Here is a 21,175-nt window from a genome sequence, read left to right as displayed (position 1 = left end):
AACAACTAACTGTTAGTTTCATTCAGATATAACGATGGCTGTATTGTGTCCCGCTCAGCCGAAGCCAAAGCACTGGGCATTGGTATGGCGGAACCTTATTTCAAACAAAAAGATCTGTTGCAGCGGCATGGCGTGGCGGTATTCAGCAGCAATTACGCCTTATATGGCGATATGAGCCAGCGGGTAATGACGACGCTGGAGGAAATTTGCCCGCGGGTAGATCAATACAGCATTGATGAAGCGTTTGTGGATCTTTCCGGTATTCCCAACCTCAAACGCTTCGGTAAATATATTCGCGATACCGTTTATCAACGCACCATGCTGACCGTCGGGGTGGGCATCGCACCGACAAAAACGCTGGCTAAACTGGCAAATTACGCAGCCAAAAGGTGGCCAGCGCAGAGCAAGGGCGTGGTGGATATCTCAACCCCCGCCAGGCAACACCGGTTGATGGCAGCCATCCCCGTAGAAGAGGTCTGGGGCATTGGTCGACGACTGACGAAAAAGCTGAACACCATGAATATCACCACCGTGCTGGATCTGGCGAAATGCGATTTATGGTTTATCCGCAAAAACTTCAGCGTGGTACTCGAAAGAACCGTTCGCGAACTGCGTGGCGAACCCTGTCTCGGTTTTCAGGAATTCTCTCCGGCAAAGCATGAAATTATTAGTTCGCGATCTTTTGGTCAGCGAATTAGCGATTATTCCTCTGTCCGTGAAGGTATCAGTACCTGGGCGGCCAGAGCAGCAGAAAAATTACGTGCCCAGCATCAATATTGCCGATATATCGGCGCGTTTATAAAAAGTAGCCCTCACGATCCCGATGAGCCTTATTACAGCAATAGTGCAGGAATTACGCTACTCACCCCCACCCAGGACACCAGAGATATTATTGCCGCTGCAACGCGTAGCCTGGATATTATCTGGAAGCAAGGTCCGCGATATCAAAAAGCGGGTGTTATATTAGGAGACTTCTTTAGTCAAGGCGTTGCACAACTTAATTTATTCGATGAGTACGCCCCCCGGCCAAATAGCCAGACACTGATGTGCGTAATGGATCTCATGAACAAGAAAGGTAATAAAATGTGGTTTGCCGGCCAGGGCGTGACCCCGGCCTGGTCAATGAAACGTCACCTGCTCTCCCCGGCCTGGACCACCCGAATTGAGGATATCCCGCTGGCACAGTAGCCGCTGGTTAGCGGCTACGCTTGGCGTGGCGCTCCCAGTTTTCCTGCTTCGCCTCTGCCGATTTGCGTAATGACACATAGCATGCGCCGTTGCCGCCATGACGGGGTTGTGCGGCGCAAAATGCCTGAACATCGTCAAATTCGGTTAACCAGCGGGCAAGATAGCTGCGAATAATATTGGCATGGGTGTTATCGTCACGCCCTTTTCCATGAATTATTAGTAGATTACGCAATCCGTCTTGCCGCGCCTGATGCACAAAGCGAAATAACAGTTGTCGACACTGCTCCACGGGCTGGCGTAACAGGCTGAGGCTGGCCTGCTGAGAGTACTTGCCGGTGCGAAGCTTATCAATCACCCCAGTTTGCACCCCCTCGCGGCGGAATTCCAGCGGCGTATCAAGGGGTAAGACATCAAGGAACCCGGTGGTCAGGAAGTTATCAAGTTGCAATGTATCGATATGCTGTGGTGCACGCGTGTTTCGGGCCGGATGCCAGTGAACATCGGCACAGCGCTTAAGTGGCTGGACATCCTCCATGGCGTCAAGAAACAGTGATTTGTCATCAGGGTTCATGGTTTAGTCCTCCCGCTACATCTGAGGGACTTACTATAGCGGGCGCGGCAGCCCGCCACAATGCCTGATATTCAATTAATGGCTGACAATTAGTGTGGTATTTGAAGCAATTATCGAAAATTAATTTCGCGTGCTATTTAACCCCACTTAACTACAAGTTTACTGTCATTAACCTCCAGCATTTAAGTTAAATTATCGTGAAACTAATCACCATTTCATACTGGAATTATCTGACGCGGGAACTATAACTATATTTACCGCGCAAGGATGAAGTTTAAAATAATTACCGAACGGACGCGTTGCTGTGTGTACTGTAGAGCCTGACGGATGTCGGCAGGCTCTATTTTTTTATTTCCACAATAATAAAGAATATATCATCTATTCATTAATCCCACATTTTCTATCGCAGAAACTATTCACCCCATGAATAATTAATAACCTTTCTCGATTCTCTTTGATTTATTGCGCCTCTAATGGGGTATAGAGTCACTTTCTTGATCGTGCTAGATTGCGCCACTCCCCCTGCGCTATTGCGATATTTGAGAAAGGATTGCCGATGCTTACGCTACTTGAGGATAAAATTGCCACCCCGCTGGGTCCACTGTGGGTACTGTGCGACGAAACATTCCATTTGCGCGCGGTTGAGTGGGAAGAACATAGTGACCGCATGAATGAATTGCTGGATATCCATTATCGCAGGGAAGGTTACACGCGCATTCCTGCCACGAATCCCGGTGGATTGAGCCGCAAGCTTCTGGACTATTTCGAGGGCGATCTGGCGGTGATAGATACTCTGCCAACCGCCACGGCGGGTACCCCCTTTCAACGTGAAGTCTGGAAAGCGTTACGCGAGATCCCGTGTGGCCATGTCATGCACTATGGTCAGTTAGCGGAGAGACTCGGACGAATCGGTGCCGCGCGGGCGGTTGGTGCCGCGAACGGTTCAAATCCGGTCAGTATTGTGGTTCCCTGCCATCGGGTGATTGGCCGCAACGGCACCATGACCGGCTATGCAGGTGGAGTGCAACGTAAAGAGTGGTTGTTGCGGCACGAAGGTTACTTGCTATTGTGAAAAAAAGAGGCTCTTTGTGCTCTTTTTCGCGGGATTCTGTGGTAAAAGCCTTACTGAAACGATGGAATATCAATGAGATGGTCTACTCCCCTGTTTCATCGTTTTTCACACCTGTTTTAATTCTACTGAATTGACGTTTCGCCAGGCTTACGTGTTCAAGAAAAAGATGATAAAATTGACTAAAATCAATTACGGCTTGAGCAGACCTATGATCCCGGAAAAGCGAATTATACGACGCATTCAGTCTGGCGGCTGTGCAATCCATTGCCAGGATTGCAGTATTAGCCAGCTCTGCATCCCCTTCACACTCAATGAACACGAGCTCGATCAGCTCGACAACATCATTGAGCGCAAAAAGCCCATCCAGAAAGGTCAAACTCTGTTTAAAGCTGGGGATGAACTGAAATCGCTTTACGCTATTCGTTCCGGCACGATCAAGAGCTACACCATAACTGAACAGGGTGACGAGCAAATCACCGGTTTCCATCTGGCGGGCGATCTGGTCGGCTTTGACGCCATCGGTACAGGGCACCACCCGAGCTTTGCTCAGGCGCTGGAAACGTCAATGGTTTGTGAAATCCCGTTCGAAACGCTGGATGACCTGTCAGGCAAAATGCCGAACCTGCGCCAGCAGATGATGCGCCTGATGAGCGGCGAAATCAAAGGCGATCAGGACATGATCCTGTTGCTGTCGAAAAAGAACGCCGAAGAGCGTCTGGCCGCGTTTATCTATAATCTGTCGCGTCGTTTCGCCCAGCGTGGTTTCTCTCCGCGTGAGTTCCGCCTGACCATGACTCGTGGCGATATCGGTAACTATTTAGGCCTGACCGTTGAAACCATCAGCCGTCTGCTGGGTCGTTTCCAGAAGAGCGGTATGCTGGCGGTGAAAGGCAAATATATCACCATCGAGAACAGCGATATCCTGGCTCAGCTTGCCGGACATTCGCGTAACGTCGCCTGATTTTACACCCTCCTTTTGACCTTTTGCCGGACGCTTAAATTTTTCTGATTTATTGATCTGGCAAAAGGTTTTCCCTGTTTCATTCAGTACTTATAGGTTATCTTGTATTTACAGACTGTGGTGACAGATGTAAGGAGACCCTGTATGGCTAAGTATCAAAATATGCTGGTCGCCATCGATCCTAACCAGGACGATCAGCCCGCATTACGACGTGCCGTGTATTTACATCAACGGATTGGCGGCCGGATTAAAGCTTTCCTGCCGATCTATGATTTCTCTTACGAGATGACCACCCTTCTGTCCCCTGACGAACGCACAGCCATGAGACAAGGCGTGATCAGCCAGCGTACGGCCTGGATTCGTGAACAGGCAAAGTACTATATAGACGCTGGCGTCCCTATTGATATTAAAGTGGTGTGGCATAACCGTCCCTTCGAAGCCATCATTCAGGAAGTGATGTCCGGCGGCCATGACTTGCTGCTGAAAATGGCCCACCAGCATGACAAACTGGAATCCGTTATCTTTACCCCCACCGACTGGCATCTGTTGCGTAAATGCCCTTGCCCGGTCTGGATGGTCAAAGATCAGCCCTGGCCGGAAGGCGGGAAAGCGCTGGTGGCGGTCAACCTTGCCAGCGAAGAGCTCTATCACAACGCGCTGAACGAAAAGCTGGTGAAAGAGACGCTGCAACTGGCAGAACAGGTCAACCACACCGAAGTTCATCTGGTTGGCGCGTATCCGGTAACCCCAATTAACATTGCCATTGAACTGCCGGAATTTGACCCGAGCGTCTATAACGACGCAATTCGCGGCCAACATCTTATTGCCATGAAAGCCTTACGGCAGAAATTCGGTATTGATGAAAAAGTGACCCATGTGAATAAAGGCCTGCCGGAAGAAGTCATTCCGGATCTGGCGGAACATTTACAGGCGGGGATCGTCGTACTGGGCACCGTCGGGCGCACCGGGATCTCCGCCGCGTTCCTCGGGAATACCGCTGAACAGGTGATTGACCACCTGCGCTGCGACTTGCTGGTCATCAAACCGGACGACTACCAGAGCCCGATTGAACTGGATGACGAAGAAGACGATTAACCCTAACACGCAGCAAAACGCCCGCCACTCGCGGGCGTTTTCTTTTTCATTGCTGACCTCGCCAGTGCTGCAAATAGTGCCGTAGCCAGCTTCCGGCAACACCGGGCGGTTGTTTTTTATTCCACAACATGTCGACAGGAATGCTTTGCGGCCAGCCAGGCACATCGACACGCGTTAATTTTTTTGCCCCGGAAAACTCATCCACCAGCGCGCAGGGTAATGCGCACCAGCCAAAACCCTGTTCCGCCATACTGAGCAACAACAGATAGCTCGGCGCTGACCAGACCGGGCCGCGCGCAGGCGTATTACGGTTTTCCAGATACGTATTAAGCCGCAGCTCACGCCAGGTGCGTAATTGCTCCTCAGAGATACTCCCCTGCTGCGAAAGCGGATGCCCGTGCGCCACGTAGATATCCATCTGACTCTGCATTGGCAGGCGCATCGCGCTGATGTCCGTCGGATAGGCATTGCGGGCTTCCGTTAAGCCTAACTGTGCCCGCCCTTTTTGCAGGAGATCAATGACATCCTCGTTTTCGCCAATCAGACACTCAAATTCGGTATGGGGATAGCGCTTGTCGAACTCTCCCAACAGATCCGCCAGCGTATCCGGGTTCAATGTATCGGAAAGGATAAACGTCAGCCGCGTTTCCGTTTCCCCCGCCAGCCAGACCGCCAGCTCATCCAGTTTATCGCTGGCGGCGAGAATGGCCTGCACGTAGCTGAGTGCTCTTACACCTTCCGGCGTCAGCACCGGATGACGCGCTGAGCGATCAAAGAGCGCCACGCCCAAGTCTGCTTCCAGATTAGCGATGGCAGTACTGATGGTGGACTGGCTTTTGCGCAGTTTCCGCGCGGCGGCAGAGAAGGAGCCAGAGGCAACGGTTTCAACAAAGGCAGTCAGAGCTTCAGGAGAGTAGCGCATGATGTATCTATTTTATCGATGGTATCTATCTTTAATTTATCTCATAAAACGATAAAAATCCTCTCAGCTAAACCCGTCAAACGACAAAGAGGACCCAAAATCATGCAGCAACATGCCGTACAGCGCCGCAGTCTGGCTGAGCGCATTTTTCACGCAGTGAGCTTCGAAGTGATCGCCACCGCCATTTGCGCCCCGGCCAGCGCCTGGATAATGCAGCGCCCGGTGCTGGAGATGGGTGGACTGACATTGTTACTGGCCACCGCGGCGATGATCTGGAACGTGATTTACAACGCGCTGTTTGACCGGCTTTGGCCGGTTCATCGTCTGGCCCGTACTGCGAAGGTCCGCGCCTGCCATGCGCTGGGGTTTGAAGGGGGGTTTATCGTGATTGGCGTGACCATAGCCTCGCTGACGCTTGGCATCGGGCTGGTAGAAGCGTTTTTACTGGAGATCGGCTTTTTCCTCTTCTTCCTTCCCTATACCATGGCGTTTAACTGGATCTACAACATAGTGCGCGCCCGGGTAGTCCACCGTCAGACGGCGCGCCTGTGTCAGTAAGATGTTTCGGGTACGCCTGTTTTAACTTCGCGTTCCCGTCATCGTCTCTTGCTGGCTGTCGGCATCCGGCACGCCAGCGGGCCAGGGTCCTTTAACCACGGTAGTCGGCAGCGCCAGTTGCACGTCGTTCGCCGCCAGTTGCTCCATAATGCGGATATTAATCTCCTGCTGGATATCCATATATTTGTTGTAATCTGCTGTATTGACGATATGGACAACTTCAAAGTTGAGTCTATCGGTGCCGAAACCGAGGAAATGAGCGCGGTCGAATTTGGTTTCCCCGACGTCATTAATGATGGTTTTTATCATCTCGCCAATTTGGCGGAGTTTATCCGGCGGCGTTGACAAGGCGACACCGAAAGTAAAGACGATACGTCGGGTTTGCATACGTTTATAGTTATGCAGCGTCTGCTGCAGAAGAATGGCGTTACCACAGACAATCTGCTCTCCGCTCAAACTGCGTATGCGCGTGGTTTTGAGGCCAATATGCTCAACCGTCCCGGCGACATCGTTAAACACCACGAAATCACCAATTTCAAAAGGCTTATCAAAACCAATCGACAGCGAGGCAAAGACATCGCTGAGGATGGTCTGTACCGCCAGGGCGATGGCAATACCGCCGACGCCGAGGCTTGCTACCAGCGCGGTAATATTCACCCCGACATTCGCCAGAATTGACAGCAGCATCACGGTCCATACCAGCATCCGTAGCAGCAGTCCGGTGATGACCAGGGTCACCGGGTTTTTATGCATACCGGGTTCATAACGCAACTGATGCAGCCAGGAGATAATCCCCTGATCAAACCAGAGCGCCATTTGAATGGCGAGCACCAAAAACCAGGCATGATTGATTGTCGCGGAGAGATTTGTGGGGAGTTCAACAAAACGCAGACTAAAAAGAAACGCGGCGATAAAGAGCAGCACCTTGCTGGTTCTGACTAACATATCATTCAGCACCAGACGCATTTTCTGCGTGCTTTGATGCTTATCGCCCCAGCTCTGCACGCCTTTACCAACGATACGCAGTAAACGGTTAAGCAACCAGTAGGCCAATATCGTAATGATGACGACCGTGAAGACAGCAATCCAGAACGATGGCGTCATCATTAAAGATATCAAATCGAAACGTGATAAAAATTCCATTCTTTCCCTCATCAAAGCCGTGAAGAGAAAAAGTATAAACGTAGACAAAAAAAACCGCTCCGAAGAGCGGTTGAGATACGCGCAGAGAATTACAGCGCTTTCAGAATCGCATCGACGCTGGCTTTGGCATCGCCAAACAGCATCTGGGTATTCTCTTTAAAGAACAATGGGTTCTGTACGCCAGCATAGCCGGTATTCATGGAGCGTTTGAACACGATAACGTTTTGCGCTTTCCACACTTCCAGCACAGGCATACCTGCGATAGGACTCTTCGGATCGTCCTGCGCCGCCGGGTTAACGGTGTCATTCGCACCAATAACCAGTACGGTGTCGGTATCGGCGAAGTCATCGTTGATTTCGTCCATTTCCAGCACGACGTCATACGGTACTTTCGCTTCCGCCAGCAGGACGTTCATGTGGCCAGGCAAACGCCCCGCAACCGGGTGAATACCGAAGCGCACTTTGACGCCGCGCGCACGCAATTTCTCGGTAATTTCAGCAACCGGATACTGCGCCTGTGCGACCGCCATGCCGTAGCCAGGGGTGATGATGACAGAGTGTGAGTTTTTCAGCATCTCAGCCGTCTCTTCGGCGTTGATCTCACGATGCTCGCCCACCTCTTCATCGGACCCCGTAGAGGAACCGTCAGTACCAAAGCCGCCAGCGATAACGCTGATAAAGGAGCGGTTCATCGCCTTACACATGATGTAAGAGAGGATCGCACCGGAAGAACCCACCAGCGCACCGGTGACGATCAGCAGGTCGTTGCTCAGCATAAAGCCCGCCGCCGCTGCCGCCCAACCGGAATAGGAGTTCAGCATCGAGACCACAACCGGCATGTCAGCACCGCCGATAGAGGCCACCAGATGCCAGCCAAACACCAATGCAATCGCCGTCATCACCAGCAGCGCCAGCGCCTGCAGGCCCACGCTTTCAGTACGAACAAAAATCACCAGCAGGACGAAAGAAACCACCAGCGCCGCAAGGTTCAATTTGTGACGGTTTGGCAGCATCAACGGTTTTGAGGAGATCTTGCCGCACAGCTTGCCGAACGCCACGATAGAACCGGTAAAGGTGACAGCACCGATAAAGATGCCGAGGAACACTTCGGTCAGGTGAATATTGACCAGGATCGGTTCCATGCCCGGTTCGTGGTAAAGGTAGCTGTTAAAGCCAACCAGCACCGCGGCCAGACCCACAAAGCTGTGCAGTACAGCAACCAGCTCTGGCATCTCGGTCATTTCAACTTTACGCGCCAGGCGAATACCGATAGCACCACCGATGATCATCGCAACGATAATCCACGCTACGTTGCCAGTGTCAGGCCCGAAAATCGTGGCAATCAGCGCAATCGCCATCCCGGCAACGCCGAAACGGTTACCCTGTTGGGACGTTTCATGTTTCGATAGCCCCGCCAGACTGAAAATAAACAGGATCGCGGCAACAATGTATGCAGCTGTAACTAATCCTCCAGACATGTGCTACCCCTTAGTTCTTCCGGAACATTTTCAGCATGCGCTGAGTGACGGTGAAACCACCAAAAATATTAATGCTGGCAATCAGTACAGCGATAAAGCTTAAGAAGCTGACCCAACCACCATGGCCGATTTGTAAGAGTGCGCCAACAACGATAATGCCGGAGATTGCGTTGGTAACCGACATCAGCGGGGTATGCAAGGCGTGGGAGACGTTCCACACCACGTAGTAACCGACCACGCAGGCCAGCGCGAAGACGGTGAAGTGACCAAGAAACTCTTTAGGTGCAACGTCGGCCAGCCAGCCGAAGAGAATAATCACCAGCGCCATGATGCCGTATTTCAGCCATGGCGATGTGGGCTTAGCCTCTTCTTTCGCGGCGGCTGGTGCCGCTTTCGCCGCAGCCTGCGGTTGCGCGGAAACCTGAATCGGCGGAGCCGGCCAGGTCACTTCGCCCTCGCGAATGACGGTCACGCCGCGCACGACCACATCCTCGAAATCGACTGTCACATTGCCGTCTTTTTCTTTGCACAGCAATTTCAGCAGGTTGACCAGGTTGGTGCCGTAAAGTTGGGAAGACTGCGCGGCCAGACGGCCTGGCAGGTCAGTATAACCGATGATTTTCACGCCGTTTGGCGTGGTGACGACTTCGTTCGCCACGGTGTATTCGCAGTTACCGCCGTTTTGCGCCGCCAGGTCAACCACCACGCTGCCGGATTTCATGGAATCCACCATCTCGCGGGTGATCAGTTTCGGTGCCGGCTTACCCGGAATCAATGCGGTGGTGACGATGATATCAACATCTTTCGCCTGGGCGGCAAAGAGTTCCATTTCCGCTTTGATAAACGCTTCGGACATCACTTTCGCGTAGCCGTCGCCGCTACCGGCTTCTTCTTTGAAATCCAGCTCAAGGAACTCAGCGCCCATACTCTGGACCTGTTCCTTCACTTCCGGACGGGTATCAAACGCGCGGACAATCGCCCCGAGGCTGTTGGCGGCACCAATAGCCGCCAGGCCGGCAACACCTGCGCCAATAACCATCACTTTCGCCGGCGGGACTTTACCTGCGGCGGTGATCTGCCCGGTAAAGAAACGGCCAAATTCGTGGGCTGCTTCCACAATGGCGCGGTAGCCAGCAATGTTGGCCATTGAGCTCAATGCATCCAGCGCCTGGGCACGGGAAATACGCGGCACAGAGTCCATCGCCATGACGGTAATATTACGGGCAGCCAGTTTTTCCATCAGCGGCGCATTCTGCGCAGGCCAGATAAAGCTGACTAATGTCGTGCCCGGATTAAGCAAGGCGATTTCGTCATCCGTCGGTGCATTCACCTTGAGGATAACGTCAGAGTGCCAGACGTTATTTTCGTCCACCACGGTTGCGCCAGCCTGGGTAAACGCGTTGTCATCGAAGCTTGCCAGTTTGCCCGCGCCGCTTTCAATCGCGACGGTGAAACCCAATTTAAGCAATTGCTCTACCGTTTTCGGCGTCGCCGCAACGCGGGTTTCATTGGCCAACCGTTCTTTTGGTACACCAATACGCATAGTTTTCCCTTCCATCGATTTTAGATGATGGTTTGTCAGTGATGCCCGGGCATGACATTGCCTGCCAGAGATAAATAAACAGACTGCATCCCGGAAAATAAAACAGTAACAAACTTTCTATAACCTACTGAAAATAACGCCTGTGATCTACCGCCAGAAAACAGAAATTCTCTTTTTATCTGTGAAAACCGGGCGGGTAGCAGGGCTGACAGGGTTATTTCCCTTTAATTCATTTAAACAAGCCGATATTCCGCTCAGGCGAAGCGGCAAAACACGATTAATCTCCACTACGGATTGCTCTTTTAACAGTGTATTAACTTAAAAAACTCATATGCTTTATGACTTTTGCTGGTCAACAGCCTGTTTTTTCAACATATCACTAAACGTTATCGTAAAACGTCTGGCGTGTAGCACACTCAGTGAAAAATGACGCAGACAGTCGTGTTGATTAAATGCAATAATCAGCGACGTTTTTAAGTCAACAACAACACCAGTATCTGGTTTGCGCAAGGCGAAGGATCATTTTTATGAAGCTTAAGTACACCCTCCTGGCGTCAGCACTTTTGTCCGTTACGACCCTGTCAGTCAACGCAGCGACAGAGTTAACGCCGGAGCAAGCGTCAGCATTGAAGCCCTACGATCGCGTTGTTATCACCGGTCGCTTTAACTCTATTGGCGATGCCGTTAAAGCCGCTTCAAGCCGTGCTGATAAAGAAGGCGCGGCCTCGTTTTATGTTGTAGACACCTCCGATTATGGTGAGAGCGGCAACCAGCGTGTCACCACGGATCTGTATAAAGCCGATGCGCCGAAAGCCGATGCGCCAAAACTGCGCGTCATCAATGGCGTTACTGAGCTGCCGAAGACCGAAGCTATTGAGCTGGAACCGTTCGATACCGTTACGGTACAGGGCTTCTATCGCTCACAGCCGGAAGTAAACGATGCCATCACCAAAGCCGCGAAAGCGAAAGGGGCAGCCTCTTTCTATATCGTCCGTCAGGTTGATGCCAACGAAGGTGGCAACCAGCGGATTACGGCATATATCTATAAAGCTGATGCCAAAAAACGCGTACTGCAGAGCCCGGATGCCATTCCACGTGATTCTGAAGCAGGCCGTGCTGCCTTAGCAAAAGGCGGTGAAGAGGCTAAAAAAGTAGAAATCCCGGGCGTTGCAACTACCGCTGCACCGAGCGCTGAGGTGGGGCGTTTCTTTGAAACACAATCCTCCACCTCAAACCGTTACACTGTCACGCTACCTGATGGAAAAAAAATCGAAGAAGTGAATAAAATCACGGCTGCGCAGATGGTTCCGTTTGACAGCATCAAGTTCACCGGTAACTACGGCAACATGACCGAGATCTCTTATCAGGTTGCGAAACGTGCCGCGGCGAAAGGTGCCAAGTACTACCACATCACCCGCCAGTGGCAGGAAAATGGTAGCAACATCACCATCAGTGCCGATTTGTACAAATAAGTACCCCTTCATCTTAAAGGCGGCCCTGGGTCGCCTTTTTTATTTTTTTCGCGAAATTAAGCCGTCACGCATTGCATGCCATTACGACTCTCCGTAAAATCCCGCGCCTCAGTGATATCCACCATTTTTATGCGCATAAGCAAAATAATTATTCTGGATTGAGCCCGTTCATAACAGGATACCCATGGAAAAGAAACTTGGCCTGAGCGCTTTAACTGCGCTGGTATTAAGCTCAATGCTCGGTGCGGGCGTTTTCAGCCTGCCGCAAAATATGGCGGAAATCGCCAGCCCCGCGGCCTTATTGATTGGCTGGGCGATTACCGGCGCGGGAATATTACTGCTCGCCTTCGCCATGCTTATCCTGACGCGTCTTCGCCCGGACCTGGACGGCGGTATTTTTACCTACGCCCGGGAAGGTTTTGGCGAACTTATCGGTTTTTGTTCGGCCTGGGGGTACTGGCTGTGCGCCGTTATCGCCAACGTCTCCTATTTAGTGATTGTCTTCTCTGCGCTGAGTTTCTTTACCGATACGCCAGAACTGCGCTTTTTTGGCGACGGTAACACCTGGCAGGCGATGGTGGGTGCATCCCTGCTGCTGTGGTTTGTTCACGCATTAGTACTGCGCGGCGTGCAGACGGCGGCGAGTATTAATCTCGCGGCGACGCTCGCCAAACTGGTGCCGCTTGGCCTGTTTATTGTGCTGGCGGCCATGGCCTTCCATTACGATACCTTTAGCCTGGATTTCTCCGGTATCGCCCTGGGTGTACCGGTATGGGAGCAGGTGAAAAACACCATGCTCATTACCCTGTGGGTGTTTATCGGGGTTGAAGGCGCAGTGGTCGTCTCCGCCCGCGCGCGCAACAAGCACGATGTGGGACGCGCCACCCTGCTGGCAGTGCTGGCTGCCCTCGGCGTCTATTTGTTGGTTACACTGCTGTCGCTGGGGGTGGTGCCACGCCCGGAACTGGCGGCGATGCGTAATCCGTCAATGGCAGGCCTGATGGTCAGGCTGATGGGCTCCTGGGGCGATGTGGTCATTGCCGCCGGGCTGATTGTCTCGGTTTGTGGCGCTTACCTGAGCTGGACGATCATGGCAGCGGAAGTACCGCTCCTGGCCGCCACCCATCAGGCGTTTCCACGTATTTTTGCCCGACAGAACAAGAATAATGCGCCAGCGGCGTCGCTGTGGTTAACCAATATCAGCGTGCAGGTCTCGCTGGTGCTGATCTGGCTCACAGGTTCCGATTACAATACGCTGTTGACCATTGCGTCAGAGATGATTCTGGTTCCTTATTTCCTTGTCGGGGCATTTTTACTGAAAATCTCTCGTCGTCCGTTGCACCGTGTCGTCGCTATCGGCGCCAGCCTCTATGGCTTATGGTTACTGTATGCATCCGGTCCGATGCATTTGCTGTTGTCGGTTGTGCTCTATGCGCCGGGGCTGCTGGTCTTTATCTACGCACGCCGCACGCATGACATAGCCAGTCTGCTTAAACGCCGGGAAAGAGTGCTGATTGGTCTGTTACTGATCGCCGCCGTTCCCGCCACGTGGAAGTTGATGGGGTAAGCAACGTATGCGCCCCGTTGAGAAGGAGAACGCATTCGATGGGAAACTCAAAGACACGCCCGATATTGATTACCGGCGGAGGCCGTCGCATCGGTCTCGCCCTCGCCCACCATTTTCTCAGCCAACAGCAGCCGATTATCGTCAGTTACCGGACGCTCTATCCGGCGATTGAACAGTTAACCGCCGCGGGCGCGTTATGCATTCAGGCAGACTTCAGCAGCGATGAAGGAGTGCTGGCCTTCGCCGATATCGTGAAGGAGAAAACCGAGGGGCTGCGGGCAATTATTCACAATGCGGGCGACTGGGCGGGTGAAAAACCCGGCGTTGCGCTGCCCGATGTGCTTTCACGGATGCTGCAGATCCACGTCCATGCCCCTTACTTACTTAACCATGCGCTGGAAAGATTATTGCGCGGATTCGGGCATGCCGCTGGCGATATTATTCACTTTACCGATTATGTTGTTGAGTGCGGAAGCGACAAACATATCGCCTATGCCGCCAGTAAAGCCGCGCTGGATAATATGACCCGCTCTTTTGCCAAAAAGCTGGCACCGGAAGTGAAAGTCAACGCCATTGCCCCGGCGCTGATCCTGTTTAATGACGATGATGACGCGGAATACCGTCAGCAGGCACTCAATAAATCGCTGATGAAAATCGCCCCGGGCGAAAAAGAGATAATCGATCTGGTCGACTATCTGCTGACCAGTTGCTACGTCACGGGACGTACGTTTGGCGTCGATGGCGGCCGCCCGTTGCGCTAGTGGAGGCGGCTCCAGATAAAAATGAGCAGCCAGGCGCTGAGGCACCAACAAAGTACCGCAGCGCCCAGCGCGTATCCCACCCGCATAAATCCGGTGAAATACCACAGCGACAGCAGGTATAGAAAATAGGGGATAATGGACCACATACCAAAAACGATGGTGGTGCGTAGCGCTTCCACGCCCCGCTCGGTCGCCACGATATAATGGGCGATTAAAGCAAAGGTCGGAAATAACGGTATTAGCCCGGCGATATAGTAATTTTTCGTTTTTGACAGCAATCCAATTAATAACACCACCAGCGCGCCAATTGCCGCTTTTATCACCAGCGCCATCACGTTTCCTTTCTCATAATGCCAACAAAGGCCTACAGCATAGCGGATGGGGAGCTTGTTTAGAAAAGATTAATGGCAGGATCAATAAAGGCAGTGTATGTTCATCTTTTTGACTCATCACGATGATATATGAATAAAATCGTTTTTGTGGAAGACGACCCGGAAGTGGGCGCACTTATTGCGGCCTATCTGGGCAAACACGATATGGATGTGATAGTTGAACCGCGTGGTGACCGAGCAGAAGAGGTTATCGCCCGTGAAAAACCAGATCTGATTCTTCTGGATATCATGCTCCCCGGCAAAGATGGGATGACACTGTGCCGCGATTTACGCCAGCAGTGGACCGGCCCTATCGTCCTTCTCACCTCTCTTGACAGTGATATGAACCATATTCTGTCGCTGGAGATGGGCGCGAACGACTACATTCTTAAAACCACCCCACCTGCGGTTTTACTGGCGCGTCTGCGACTGCATTTACGCCAGCAGGCAGGAACCACACAGCAAGAGTCCGCGCCGTCATCGCTAAAGCAGCATAAGACGCTGCAATTTGGCACGCTGACCATCGATCCGGTCAACAGGCAGGTGCTGCTGGCTGGCGAGCAGGTTGTTCTCTCAACCGCCGATTTCGATCTACTGTGGGAACTGGCCACCCACGCAGGGCAAATTATGGACCGCGATGCGTTACTGAAAAATCTGCGCGGTGTGACCTATGACGGAATGGATCGCAGTGTTGATGTGGCAATTTCACGTCTGCGCAAAAAATTGCTCGACAACGCCACCGAGCCTTTCCGTATTAAAACCGTGCGCAACAAAGGCTATCTTTTTGCCCCACACGCCTGGGATAACTGAGTCCGGTCCTCTTCGCGGGTGTCGCCATGAAAAAACTTTTCGTCCAGTTTTATCTGTTACTGTTTGTCTGCTTTCTGGTGATGACCATGCTGGTCGGGCTGGTTTACAAATTCACCGCTGAGCGCGCAGGGCGACAGTCGCTGGACGATTTGATGAAAAGCTCGCTGTACCTGATGCGCAGCGAACTACGTGAAATCCCACCGCACCAGTGGAACAAAACGCTCAAAGAGCTGGACCTGAACCTGTCCTTTAACATGCGCGTGGAACCGATGAGTAAGTTCACGCTGGAAGCACCCGCACAACAGCGGCTACAGGAAGGCGATATCGTCGCGCTGGATTCGCAATACACTTTTATCCAGCGTATTCCACGCAGCCACTATGTCCTGGCTGTCGGCCCGGTCCCCTACCTCTTTTATCTGCATGAAATGCGTCTGCTCGATATGGCGCTGATGGCGTTTATTGCTATCTCACTGGCTTTCCCGGTGTTTATCTGGATGCGTCCCCACTGGCAGGAGATGCTGCGGCTGGAATCCGCCGCCCAGCGCTTTGGCGAAGGTCATCTTGAAGAGCGCATTCATTTTGACAGCACCTCCAGCTTTGAACGGCTGGGGATTGCCTTTAACCAGATGGCGGATAACATCAACGCCCTGATCGCCAGTAAGAAAATGTTGATTGATGGCGTGGCCCACGAGCTGCGCACACCGCTGGTCAGGCTGCGTTATCGCCTGGAGATGAGCGACAACCTGAGCGATAGCGAACGTAGCGCGCTGAACCGCGATATCGGGCAACTCGAAGGACTTATTCAGGAGCTGCTCACCTACGCACGCCTTGACCGTCCGCAGACAGAACTGAAACTGACCACGCCCGATCTCAACGCATGGCTGGACGGTTATATGCTGGATGCCCGCAACGTCAACCCCGACCACCAGCTAGAACTCCATAATCAGCCCGGCGACTATGGTTCGCTGGATATGCGCCTGATGGAGCGCGTGCTGGATAACCTCATCAATAATGCCCTGCGCTACTGCCAGAAAACGGTCAAAGTGACATTACAGCTTGAAGGCTCGCAGGCAAGCCTGATTGTCGAAGATGACGGTCCGGGGATTGCCCCTGATGAGCGTAGCCGTGTGTTTGAGCCTTTTGTGCGCCTCGACCCCAGCAGAGACCGTGCGACGGGCGGTTGTGGCCTGGGGCTTGCCATCGTGCATTCCATCGCCCAGGCGATGAGCGGCGAAGTGAGGTGTGAAGAGAGCGATGCAGGCGGCGCCCGTTTTTGTTTTCAGTGGCCGGTCTGGCACGACACCTCCCTCACCTGAAAAGCGTGACGTGCACAGTGTTAAGGCGTGGAAGGGTGTGCTACAACATAAGCATGTTGTAACTAAAGGAATGATAAAATGGCAGCGTACGACCTGATAGAACGCCTGAACACCACTTTTCGCCAGCTCGAACAGGAACTGGCCGTCCTGAAAGGACAACTCTCCGATTGCCGTTTACTGGCGGGCCGCGTCTTCACCCTGCCGGACGTCGCCAAAGGCGCGGAGCACGAGCCGCTGCCCACCATTCAGGTAAAGCAGCGGGTGGGCAAGCGTGCCGCCGACGCGGCCCTGCGCCACTATACCCATCTGTTTATTCAGCAGCAGTCGGAAAACCGCAGCAGTAAAGCCGCCGTGCGTTTGCCGGGTGTCATTTGTTATCAGGTGGATATGGCGACCCGCGCCCGGCTGGAGCAGACTATTAACACCATCAATGCCCTGAAAATGACCTTTGAACGCATCGTGACCGTCGATTCCGGGCTGGCACCGACCGCCCGCTTCGAGTGGGTGCATCGCCATTTACCTGGTCTGATTACCCTGAATGCCTACCGCACGTTAACCGCCATTCGCGATCCCGCCACCCTGCGCTTTGGCTGGGCTAACAAGCATATCATCAAGAATTTCACCCGCGATGAGGTGCTTGCACTGCTTGATAAAAGCCGTAAATCGCCGCGCGCCGTCGCGCCGTGGACCCGCGAGCAGTGGCAGGAGCGTCTTGAGCAAGAGTACGCCGCGATTGCCTCTTTGCCGCAGCAGGCTCGCCTGAAAATCAAACGTCCGGTAAAGGTGCAGCCGATTGCGCGCGTCTGGTATGCGGATTCGCAAAAGCAGGTGCAGTACGCCTGCCCGACGCCGCTGATTGCGCTGGTGAGTGAAGAACATGGCGGGAAAGTGCCGGACATCGGCGAGTTGTTGAATTACCAGGAGGATAATATCCAGCACCGTTTTAAACCGCAGGCACAGCCGTTGACGTTAATTATCCCCCGGCTGCACCTCTATCTTGCTGATTAAACGGGCTTCATGCTGCCCACCATCGATTCCGGACGCACCCAGCTATCGAACTCGGCTTCCGTCAGGTAGCCGAGCGCCAGCGCCGAGGCCTTGAGCGTCAGCCCCTCTTTATGCGCTTTTTTGGCAATTTCTGCCGCTTTGTCATAGCCGATATGGGTATTCAGAGCGGTCACCAGCATCAGCGACTCATTGAGCAACTGGTCGATACGTTCACGGTTCGGCTCAATCCCCACCGCACAATGCTCGTTAAAGCTTTCCATACCGTCGGCCAACAGACGCACCGACTGCAGGAAGTTATGAATAACCATCGGGCGGAAGACATTGAGCTCAAAGTTGCCGGATGCGCCGCCCATATTGACCGCCACGTCGTTGCCTAACACCTGACAGCAGAGCATGGTCATGGCTTCACATTGGGTGGGGTTAACTTTACCCGGCATGATGGAGCTGCCCGGCTCATTCTCCGGAATAGAAATTTCGCCAATCCCACAGCGCGGGCCGGAAGCCAGCCAGCGCACATCATTAGCAATTTTCATCAGTGATGCCGCCAGCCCTTTCAGCGCACCGTGGGCGTGGACTAATGCATCACAGGTGGCCAGCGCCTCAAACTTGTTCGGTGCGGTAATAAACGGCTGCCGGGTAAAGGCGGCCAGTTCTTCTGCCACTCGTCTGGCATATTCCGGGTGGGTATTCAACCCGGTTCCCACCGCCGTACCGCCGAGCGCCAGTTCGCCCAGGTGCGGCAGGCTCAGTTCGATATGTTTGAGGTTATGTTCCAGCATCGCCACCCAGCCGGAAATCTCCTGGCCGAGCGTTAGCGGCGTGGCATCCTGCAGGTGAGTACGACCAATTTTGACAATATCGGCGAAGGCAGTCGCTTTTTCGTTGAGCGTTTTTTTCAGCACCAGAAGCTGAGGCAGCAGGTGTTCGCGCACGGCAATCACCGCTGCCACGTGCATCGCCGTCGGGAAAACGTCATTCGAGCTTTGGCTCTTGTTGACGTCGTCGTTCGGGTGCACTTTACGCCCCATGCCACGTTCGCCGCCCAGCAGCTCACTGGCACGGTTCGCCAGCACCTCATTCATGTTCATGTTGCTCTGGGTGCCAGATCCTGTTTGCCAGATAGCCAGCGGGAATTCATCCGGGTGTTTTCCGGCAAGCACCTCATCCGCCGCCTCGATAATGGCCTGTGCTTTTTCCGCCGCCAGCAGCCCTAAATCCTGATTGACCTTTGCCGCCGCACGTTTGGTCAGTGCCAGTGCGTGGATAAGCGAGACCGGCATTTTTTCCGTCGAGATGCGGAAATGCTCAAGCGACCGTTGGGTTTGCGCCCCCCACAGCTTGTCTGCCGGGACGTCAATCGCGCCCATCGAATCTTTCTCACTACGATGCGTTGTCATTACTTTCTCCCTGTTACGAAGTGATGTTGAGTACCGACATTGCTCACCTGCAAACAAAGCTTAAGTATTGATGCTTGTTATGACGACGTTTATTGCTTCGTGCGCTTAACCGGCGCAAAAAAAACCGCCCCGAAGGGCGGCAGTTCTTATTTTACACAGCGTGCGCACTGGCCCGACTGGATTTGCTGGAAGAAGTCGTTACCTTTGTCATCCACCAGGATAAAGGCCGGGAAATCTTCAACATCGATTTTCCAGATAGCTTCCATCCCCAGTTCCGGGTAGGCCACACATTCAAGGCTCTTGATACTGTTTTGCGCCAGAATCGCCGCCGGCCCGCCAATACTGCCAAGGTAAAAACCGCCGTGTTTATGGCAGGCATCGGTCACCTGCTGGCTGCGGTTGCCTTTTGCCAGCATGATCATGCTGCCACCTTGCGACTGCAACTGGTCAACGTACGAGTCCATACGCCCGGCGGTGGTGGGGCCTAGTGAACCCGAAGCATACCCCTCAGGGGTCTTCGCAGGTCCCGCGTAGTAGATGGGGTGATCTTTCACATACTGCGGCAGCGGCTTGCCTTCATCCATCAGCTCTTTGAGCTTCGCATGGGCAATATCACGCGCCACGATGATCGTCCCGGTCAGCGACAGGCGTGTGGAGACCGGATACTGTTTGAGCTGGCCGAGGATCTCTTCCATCGGACGGTTAAGGTTGACCTTCACCGCTTCGCCCTCACCTGCCTGGCGCAGCGATTCCGGAATGTATTTGCCGGGGTTCTGCTCCAGTTTTTCCAGCCAGATGCCTTCGCGGTTAATTTTGGCTTTGATGTTACGATCCGCCGAGCAGGAAACCCCCATCCCCACCGGACAAGAGGCACCGTGGCGCGGCAGACGAATCACGCGGATATCATGTGCAAAGTATTTGCCGCCGAACTGTGCGCCCAGGCCAAGCTGCTGGGCTTCCAGCAGCAGTTCCTTTTCCAGTTGCACATCACGGAACGCCTGACCGTGCTCATTACCTTCGGTTGGCAGCCCGTCGTAATACTTCGTCGAGGCCAGTTTGACCGTTTTGAGCGTGGCCTCTGCGCTGGTACCGCCAATCACAAACGCGATGTGGTACGGCGGACAGGCAGCGGTGCCCAGGGTACGCATTTTCTCGACCAGATAACCTTTCAGTTTCGCCGGGGTGATCAGCGCTTTCGTTTCCTGATACAGATAGGTTTTGTTGGCGGAACCGCCTCCTTTGGCGATGCAAAGGAACTTATATTCGTCGCCATCAACACTATACAAATCGATCTGTGCCGGCAGGTTAGTCCCGGTATTGACCTCTTTGTACATATCCAGCGGGGCGTTTTGCGAATAACGCAGGTTATCTTCGATAAAGGTGTTATAGACGCCGCGCGCTAAGGCAGCCTCATCGCCTCCTCCCGTCCACACACGCTGCCCTTTTTTACCCATAATGATGGCCGTGCCGGTATCCTGGCAGGTCGGCAAAATACCTTTTGCGGCAATCTCGGAGTTACGCAGGAATTGCAGCGCGACATATTTGTCATTTTCGCTGGCATCCGGATCACTGAGGATATCGGCAACCTGTTGCTGATGCGCCGGGCGCAGCATGAAAGAGGCATCGTGGAAGGCATGTTGCGCCAGAAGGGTCAGCGCCTGAGGATCGACTTTAAGCACTTCCTGACCATCAAAATCGGCGACGGAAACGTAATCGCTGCTGAGTAAATAATATTCGGTCTCGTCCTTTTTCAGCGGAAAAGGCTCTTGATAATAAAAAGGTTTATTCGACATTGTTCTCTCACTTACAGCACGAACTGGTTATTGTTTCGGCAGGACATCCATCTGCCACAAAAAAGCGAGTCCGCATATCCTACACAATTATTTAACAAAAACTGAGACTAGTACGACTTTTTGCCTGCTCTGATTACTTCGAACAAATT

At 53.1% G+C, this 21,175-nt stretch carries 18 protein-coding genes and 1 pseudogene; 11 read left to right on the top strand and 8 right to left on the bottom strand.

Annotated features, from left to right (window positions below):
- Positions 1 to 30: 30 nt before the first annotated feature.
- Positions 31 to 1,188: pseudogene (gene umuC, locus ABU190_RS11620) on the top strand (translesion error-prone DNA polymerase V subunit UmuC); the annotation flags it as partial.
- A gap of 7 nt (positions 1,189 to 1,195) precedes the next feature.
- Here umuC and smrA read toward each other — a convergent pair.
- On the bottom strand, positions 1,196 to 1,759 hold the full coding sequence (gene smrA, locus ABU190_RS11615) for a DNA endonuclease SmrA (protein ID WP_354691363.1): 564 nt from the start codon (positions 1,757 to 1,759) through the stop codon (positions 1,196 to 1,198).
- 556 nt (positions 1,760 to 2,315) lie between these two features.
- Between smrA and ogt the strand changes: the two genes are divergently transcribed.
- The 3 genes from ogt (at position 2,316) to uspE (ending at position 4,887) form a co-directional block, all read left to right on the top strand.
- Entirely contained in the window at positions 2,316 to 2,831 is a 516-nt protein-coding gene (gene ogt / locus ABU190_RS11610; RefSeq protein ID WP_354691362.1) for a methylated-DNA--[protein]-cysteine S-methyltransferase, read from the top strand.
- 208 nt (positions 2,832 to 3,039) lie between these two features.
- Positions 3,040 to 3,792, top strand: coding sequence for a fumarate/nitrate reduction transcriptional regulator Fnr (fnr, locus tag ABU190_RS11605; protein ID WP_061495443.1), 753 nt, complete (start codon positions 3,040 to 3,042; stop codon positions 3,790 to 3,792).
- Between the two features lie 144 nt (positions 3,793 to 3,936).
- The gene (gene uspE / locus ABU190_RS11600) at positions 3,937 to 4,887 is read left to right on the top strand and encodes a universal stress protein UspE (RefSeq protein WP_071195317.1); all 951 of its coding nucleotides are present in this window, start codon (positions 3,937 to 3,939) and stop codon (positions 4,885 to 4,887) included.
- Positions 4,888 to 4,933: 46 nt separating this feature from the next.
- Here uspE and ABU190_RS11595 read toward each other — a convergent pair whose 3' ends face one another.
- Positions 4,934 to 5,809, bottom strand: coding sequence for a LysR family transcriptional regulator (locus ABU190_RS11595; RefSeq protein WP_354691361.1), 876 nt, complete (start codon positions 5,807 to 5,809; stop codon positions 4,934 to 4,936).
- Positions 5,810 to 5,911: 102 nt separating this feature from the next.
- Here ABU190_RS11595 and ABU190_RS11590 point away from each other — a divergent pair, with 102 nt between their 5' ends.
- Complete coding sequence (locus ABU190_RS11590; protein WP_354691360.1) at positions 5,912 to 6,367, top strand: multidrug/biocide efflux PACE transporter; 456 nt, start codon at positions 5,912 to 5,914, stop codon at positions 6,365 to 6,367.
- Between the two features lie 21 nt (positions 6,368 to 6,388).
- Here ABU190_RS11590 and ABU190_RS11585 read toward each other — a convergent pair whose 3' ends face one another.
- The 3 genes from ABU190_RS11585 to pntA all read right to left on the bottom strand — a co-directional run bounded on the left by ABU190_RS11585 (position 6,389) and on the right by pntA (position 10,531).
- Positions 6,389 to 7,510, bottom strand: coding sequence for a mechanosensitive ion channel family protein (locus ABU190_RS11585; RefSeq protein WP_296414621.1), 1,122 nt, complete (start codon positions 7,508 to 7,510; stop codon positions 6,389 to 6,391).
- A gap of 89 nt (positions 7,511 to 7,599) precedes the next feature.
- Positions 7,600 to 8,988 carry a Re/Si-specific NAD(P)(+) transhydrogenase subunit beta gene (gene pntB / locus ABU190_RS11580; protein WP_354691359.1) on the bottom strand — a complete coding sequence of 463 codons (1,389 nt, stop codon included), beginning with the start codon at positions 8,986 to 8,988 and terminating at the stop codon, positions 7,600 to 7,602.
- A 10-nt stretch (positions 8,989 to 8,998) separates the two neighbouring features.
- Complete coding sequence (gene pntA / locus ABU190_RS11575) at positions 8,999 to 10,531, bottom strand: Re/Si-specific NAD(P)(+) transhydrogenase subunit alpha (protein WP_071195322.1); 1,533 nt, start codon at positions 10,529 to 10,531, stop codon at positions 8,999 to 9,001.
- 527 nt (positions 10,532 to 11,058) lie between these two features.
- Between pntA and ydgH the strand changes: the two genes are divergently transcribed.
- The 3 genes from ydgH to folM all read left to right on the top strand — a co-directional run bounded on the left by ydgH (position 11,059) and on the right by folM (position 14,331).
- Complete coding sequence (gene ydgH, locus ABU190_RS11570; RefSeq protein ID WP_165158458.1) at positions 11,059 to 12,003, top strand: DUF1471 family protein YdgH; 945 nt, start codon at positions 11,059 to 11,061, stop codon at positions 12,001 to 12,003.
- A gap of 184 nt (positions 12,004 to 12,187) precedes the next feature.
- A complete protein-coding gene (locus ABU190_RS11565; RefSeq protein WP_041851519.1) occupies positions 12,188 to 13,570 on the top strand; it encodes an amino acid permease in 1,383 nt (460 codons plus the stop codon).
- Positions 13,571 to 13,608: 38 nt separating this feature from the next.
- Entirely contained in the window at positions 13,609 to 14,331 is a 723-nt protein-coding gene (gene folM, locus ABU190_RS11560; protein WP_079498064.1) for a dihydromonapterin reductase, read from the top strand.
- Here folM and ABU190_RS11555 read toward each other — a convergent pair.
- A complete protein-coding gene (locus ABU190_RS11555; RefSeq protein WP_296414619.1) occupies positions 14,328 to 14,663 on the bottom strand; it encodes a GlpM family protein in 336 nt (111 codons plus the stop codon). The genes folM and ABU190_RS11555 overlap by 4 nt on opposite strands.
- 129 nt (positions 14,664 to 14,792) lie before the next feature.
- Between ABU190_RS11555 and rstA the strand changes: the two genes are divergently transcribed.
- The 3 genes from rstA (at position 14,793) to tus (ending at position 17,836) form a co-directional block, all read left to right on the top strand.
- Positions 14,793 to 15,512, top strand: a complete 720-nt coding sequence (gene rstA / locus ABU190_RS11550; protein ID WP_271848922.1) for a two-component system response regulator RstA — start codon at positions 14,793 to 14,795, stop codon at positions 15,510 to 15,512.
- Between the two features lie 26 nt (positions 15,513 to 15,538).
- On the top strand, positions 15,539 to 16,828 hold the full coding sequence (rstB, locus tag ABU190_RS11545) for a two-component system sensor histidine kinase RstB (protein WP_354691358.1): 1,290 nt from the start codon (positions 15,539 to 15,541) through the stop codon (positions 16,826 to 16,828).
- A 78-nt stretch (positions 16,829 to 16,906) separates the two neighbouring features.
- Complete coding sequence (gene tus / locus ABU190_RS11540; protein WP_079498067.1) at positions 16,907 to 17,836, top strand: DNA replication terminus site-binding protein; 930 nt, start codon at positions 16,907 to 16,909, stop codon at positions 17,834 to 17,836.
- Here tus and fumC read toward each other — a convergent pair.
- Both fumC and fumA read right to left on the bottom strand, forming a co-directional pair.
- Complete coding sequence (gene fumC, locus ABU190_RS11535; RefSeq protein WP_354691357.1) at positions 17,833 to 19,233, bottom strand: class II fumarate hydratase; 1,401 nt, start codon at positions 19,231 to 19,233, stop codon at positions 17,833 to 17,835. The two genes, tus and fumC, sit on opposite strands and share 4 nt — an antisense overlap.
- A 146-nt stretch (positions 19,234 to 19,379) precedes the next feature.
- On the bottom strand, positions 19,380 to 21,026 hold the full coding sequence (gene fumA / locus ABU190_RS11530; RefSeq protein ID WP_354691356.1) for a class I fumarate hydratase FumA: 1,647 nt from the start codon (positions 21,024 to 21,026) through the stop codon (positions 19,380 to 19,382).
- Positions 21,027 to 21,175 lie beyond the last annotated feature (149 nt).

It is taken from the genome of Phytobacter sp. RSE-02 (assembly GCF_040578655.1).
GTDB classification, from domain to species: domain Bacteria; phylum Pseudomonadota; class Gammaproteobacteria; order Enterobacterales; family Enterobacteriaceae; genus Phytobacter; species Phytobacter diazotrophicus.
This window is presented reverse-complemented; position numbering and strand designations above follow the sequence as displayed.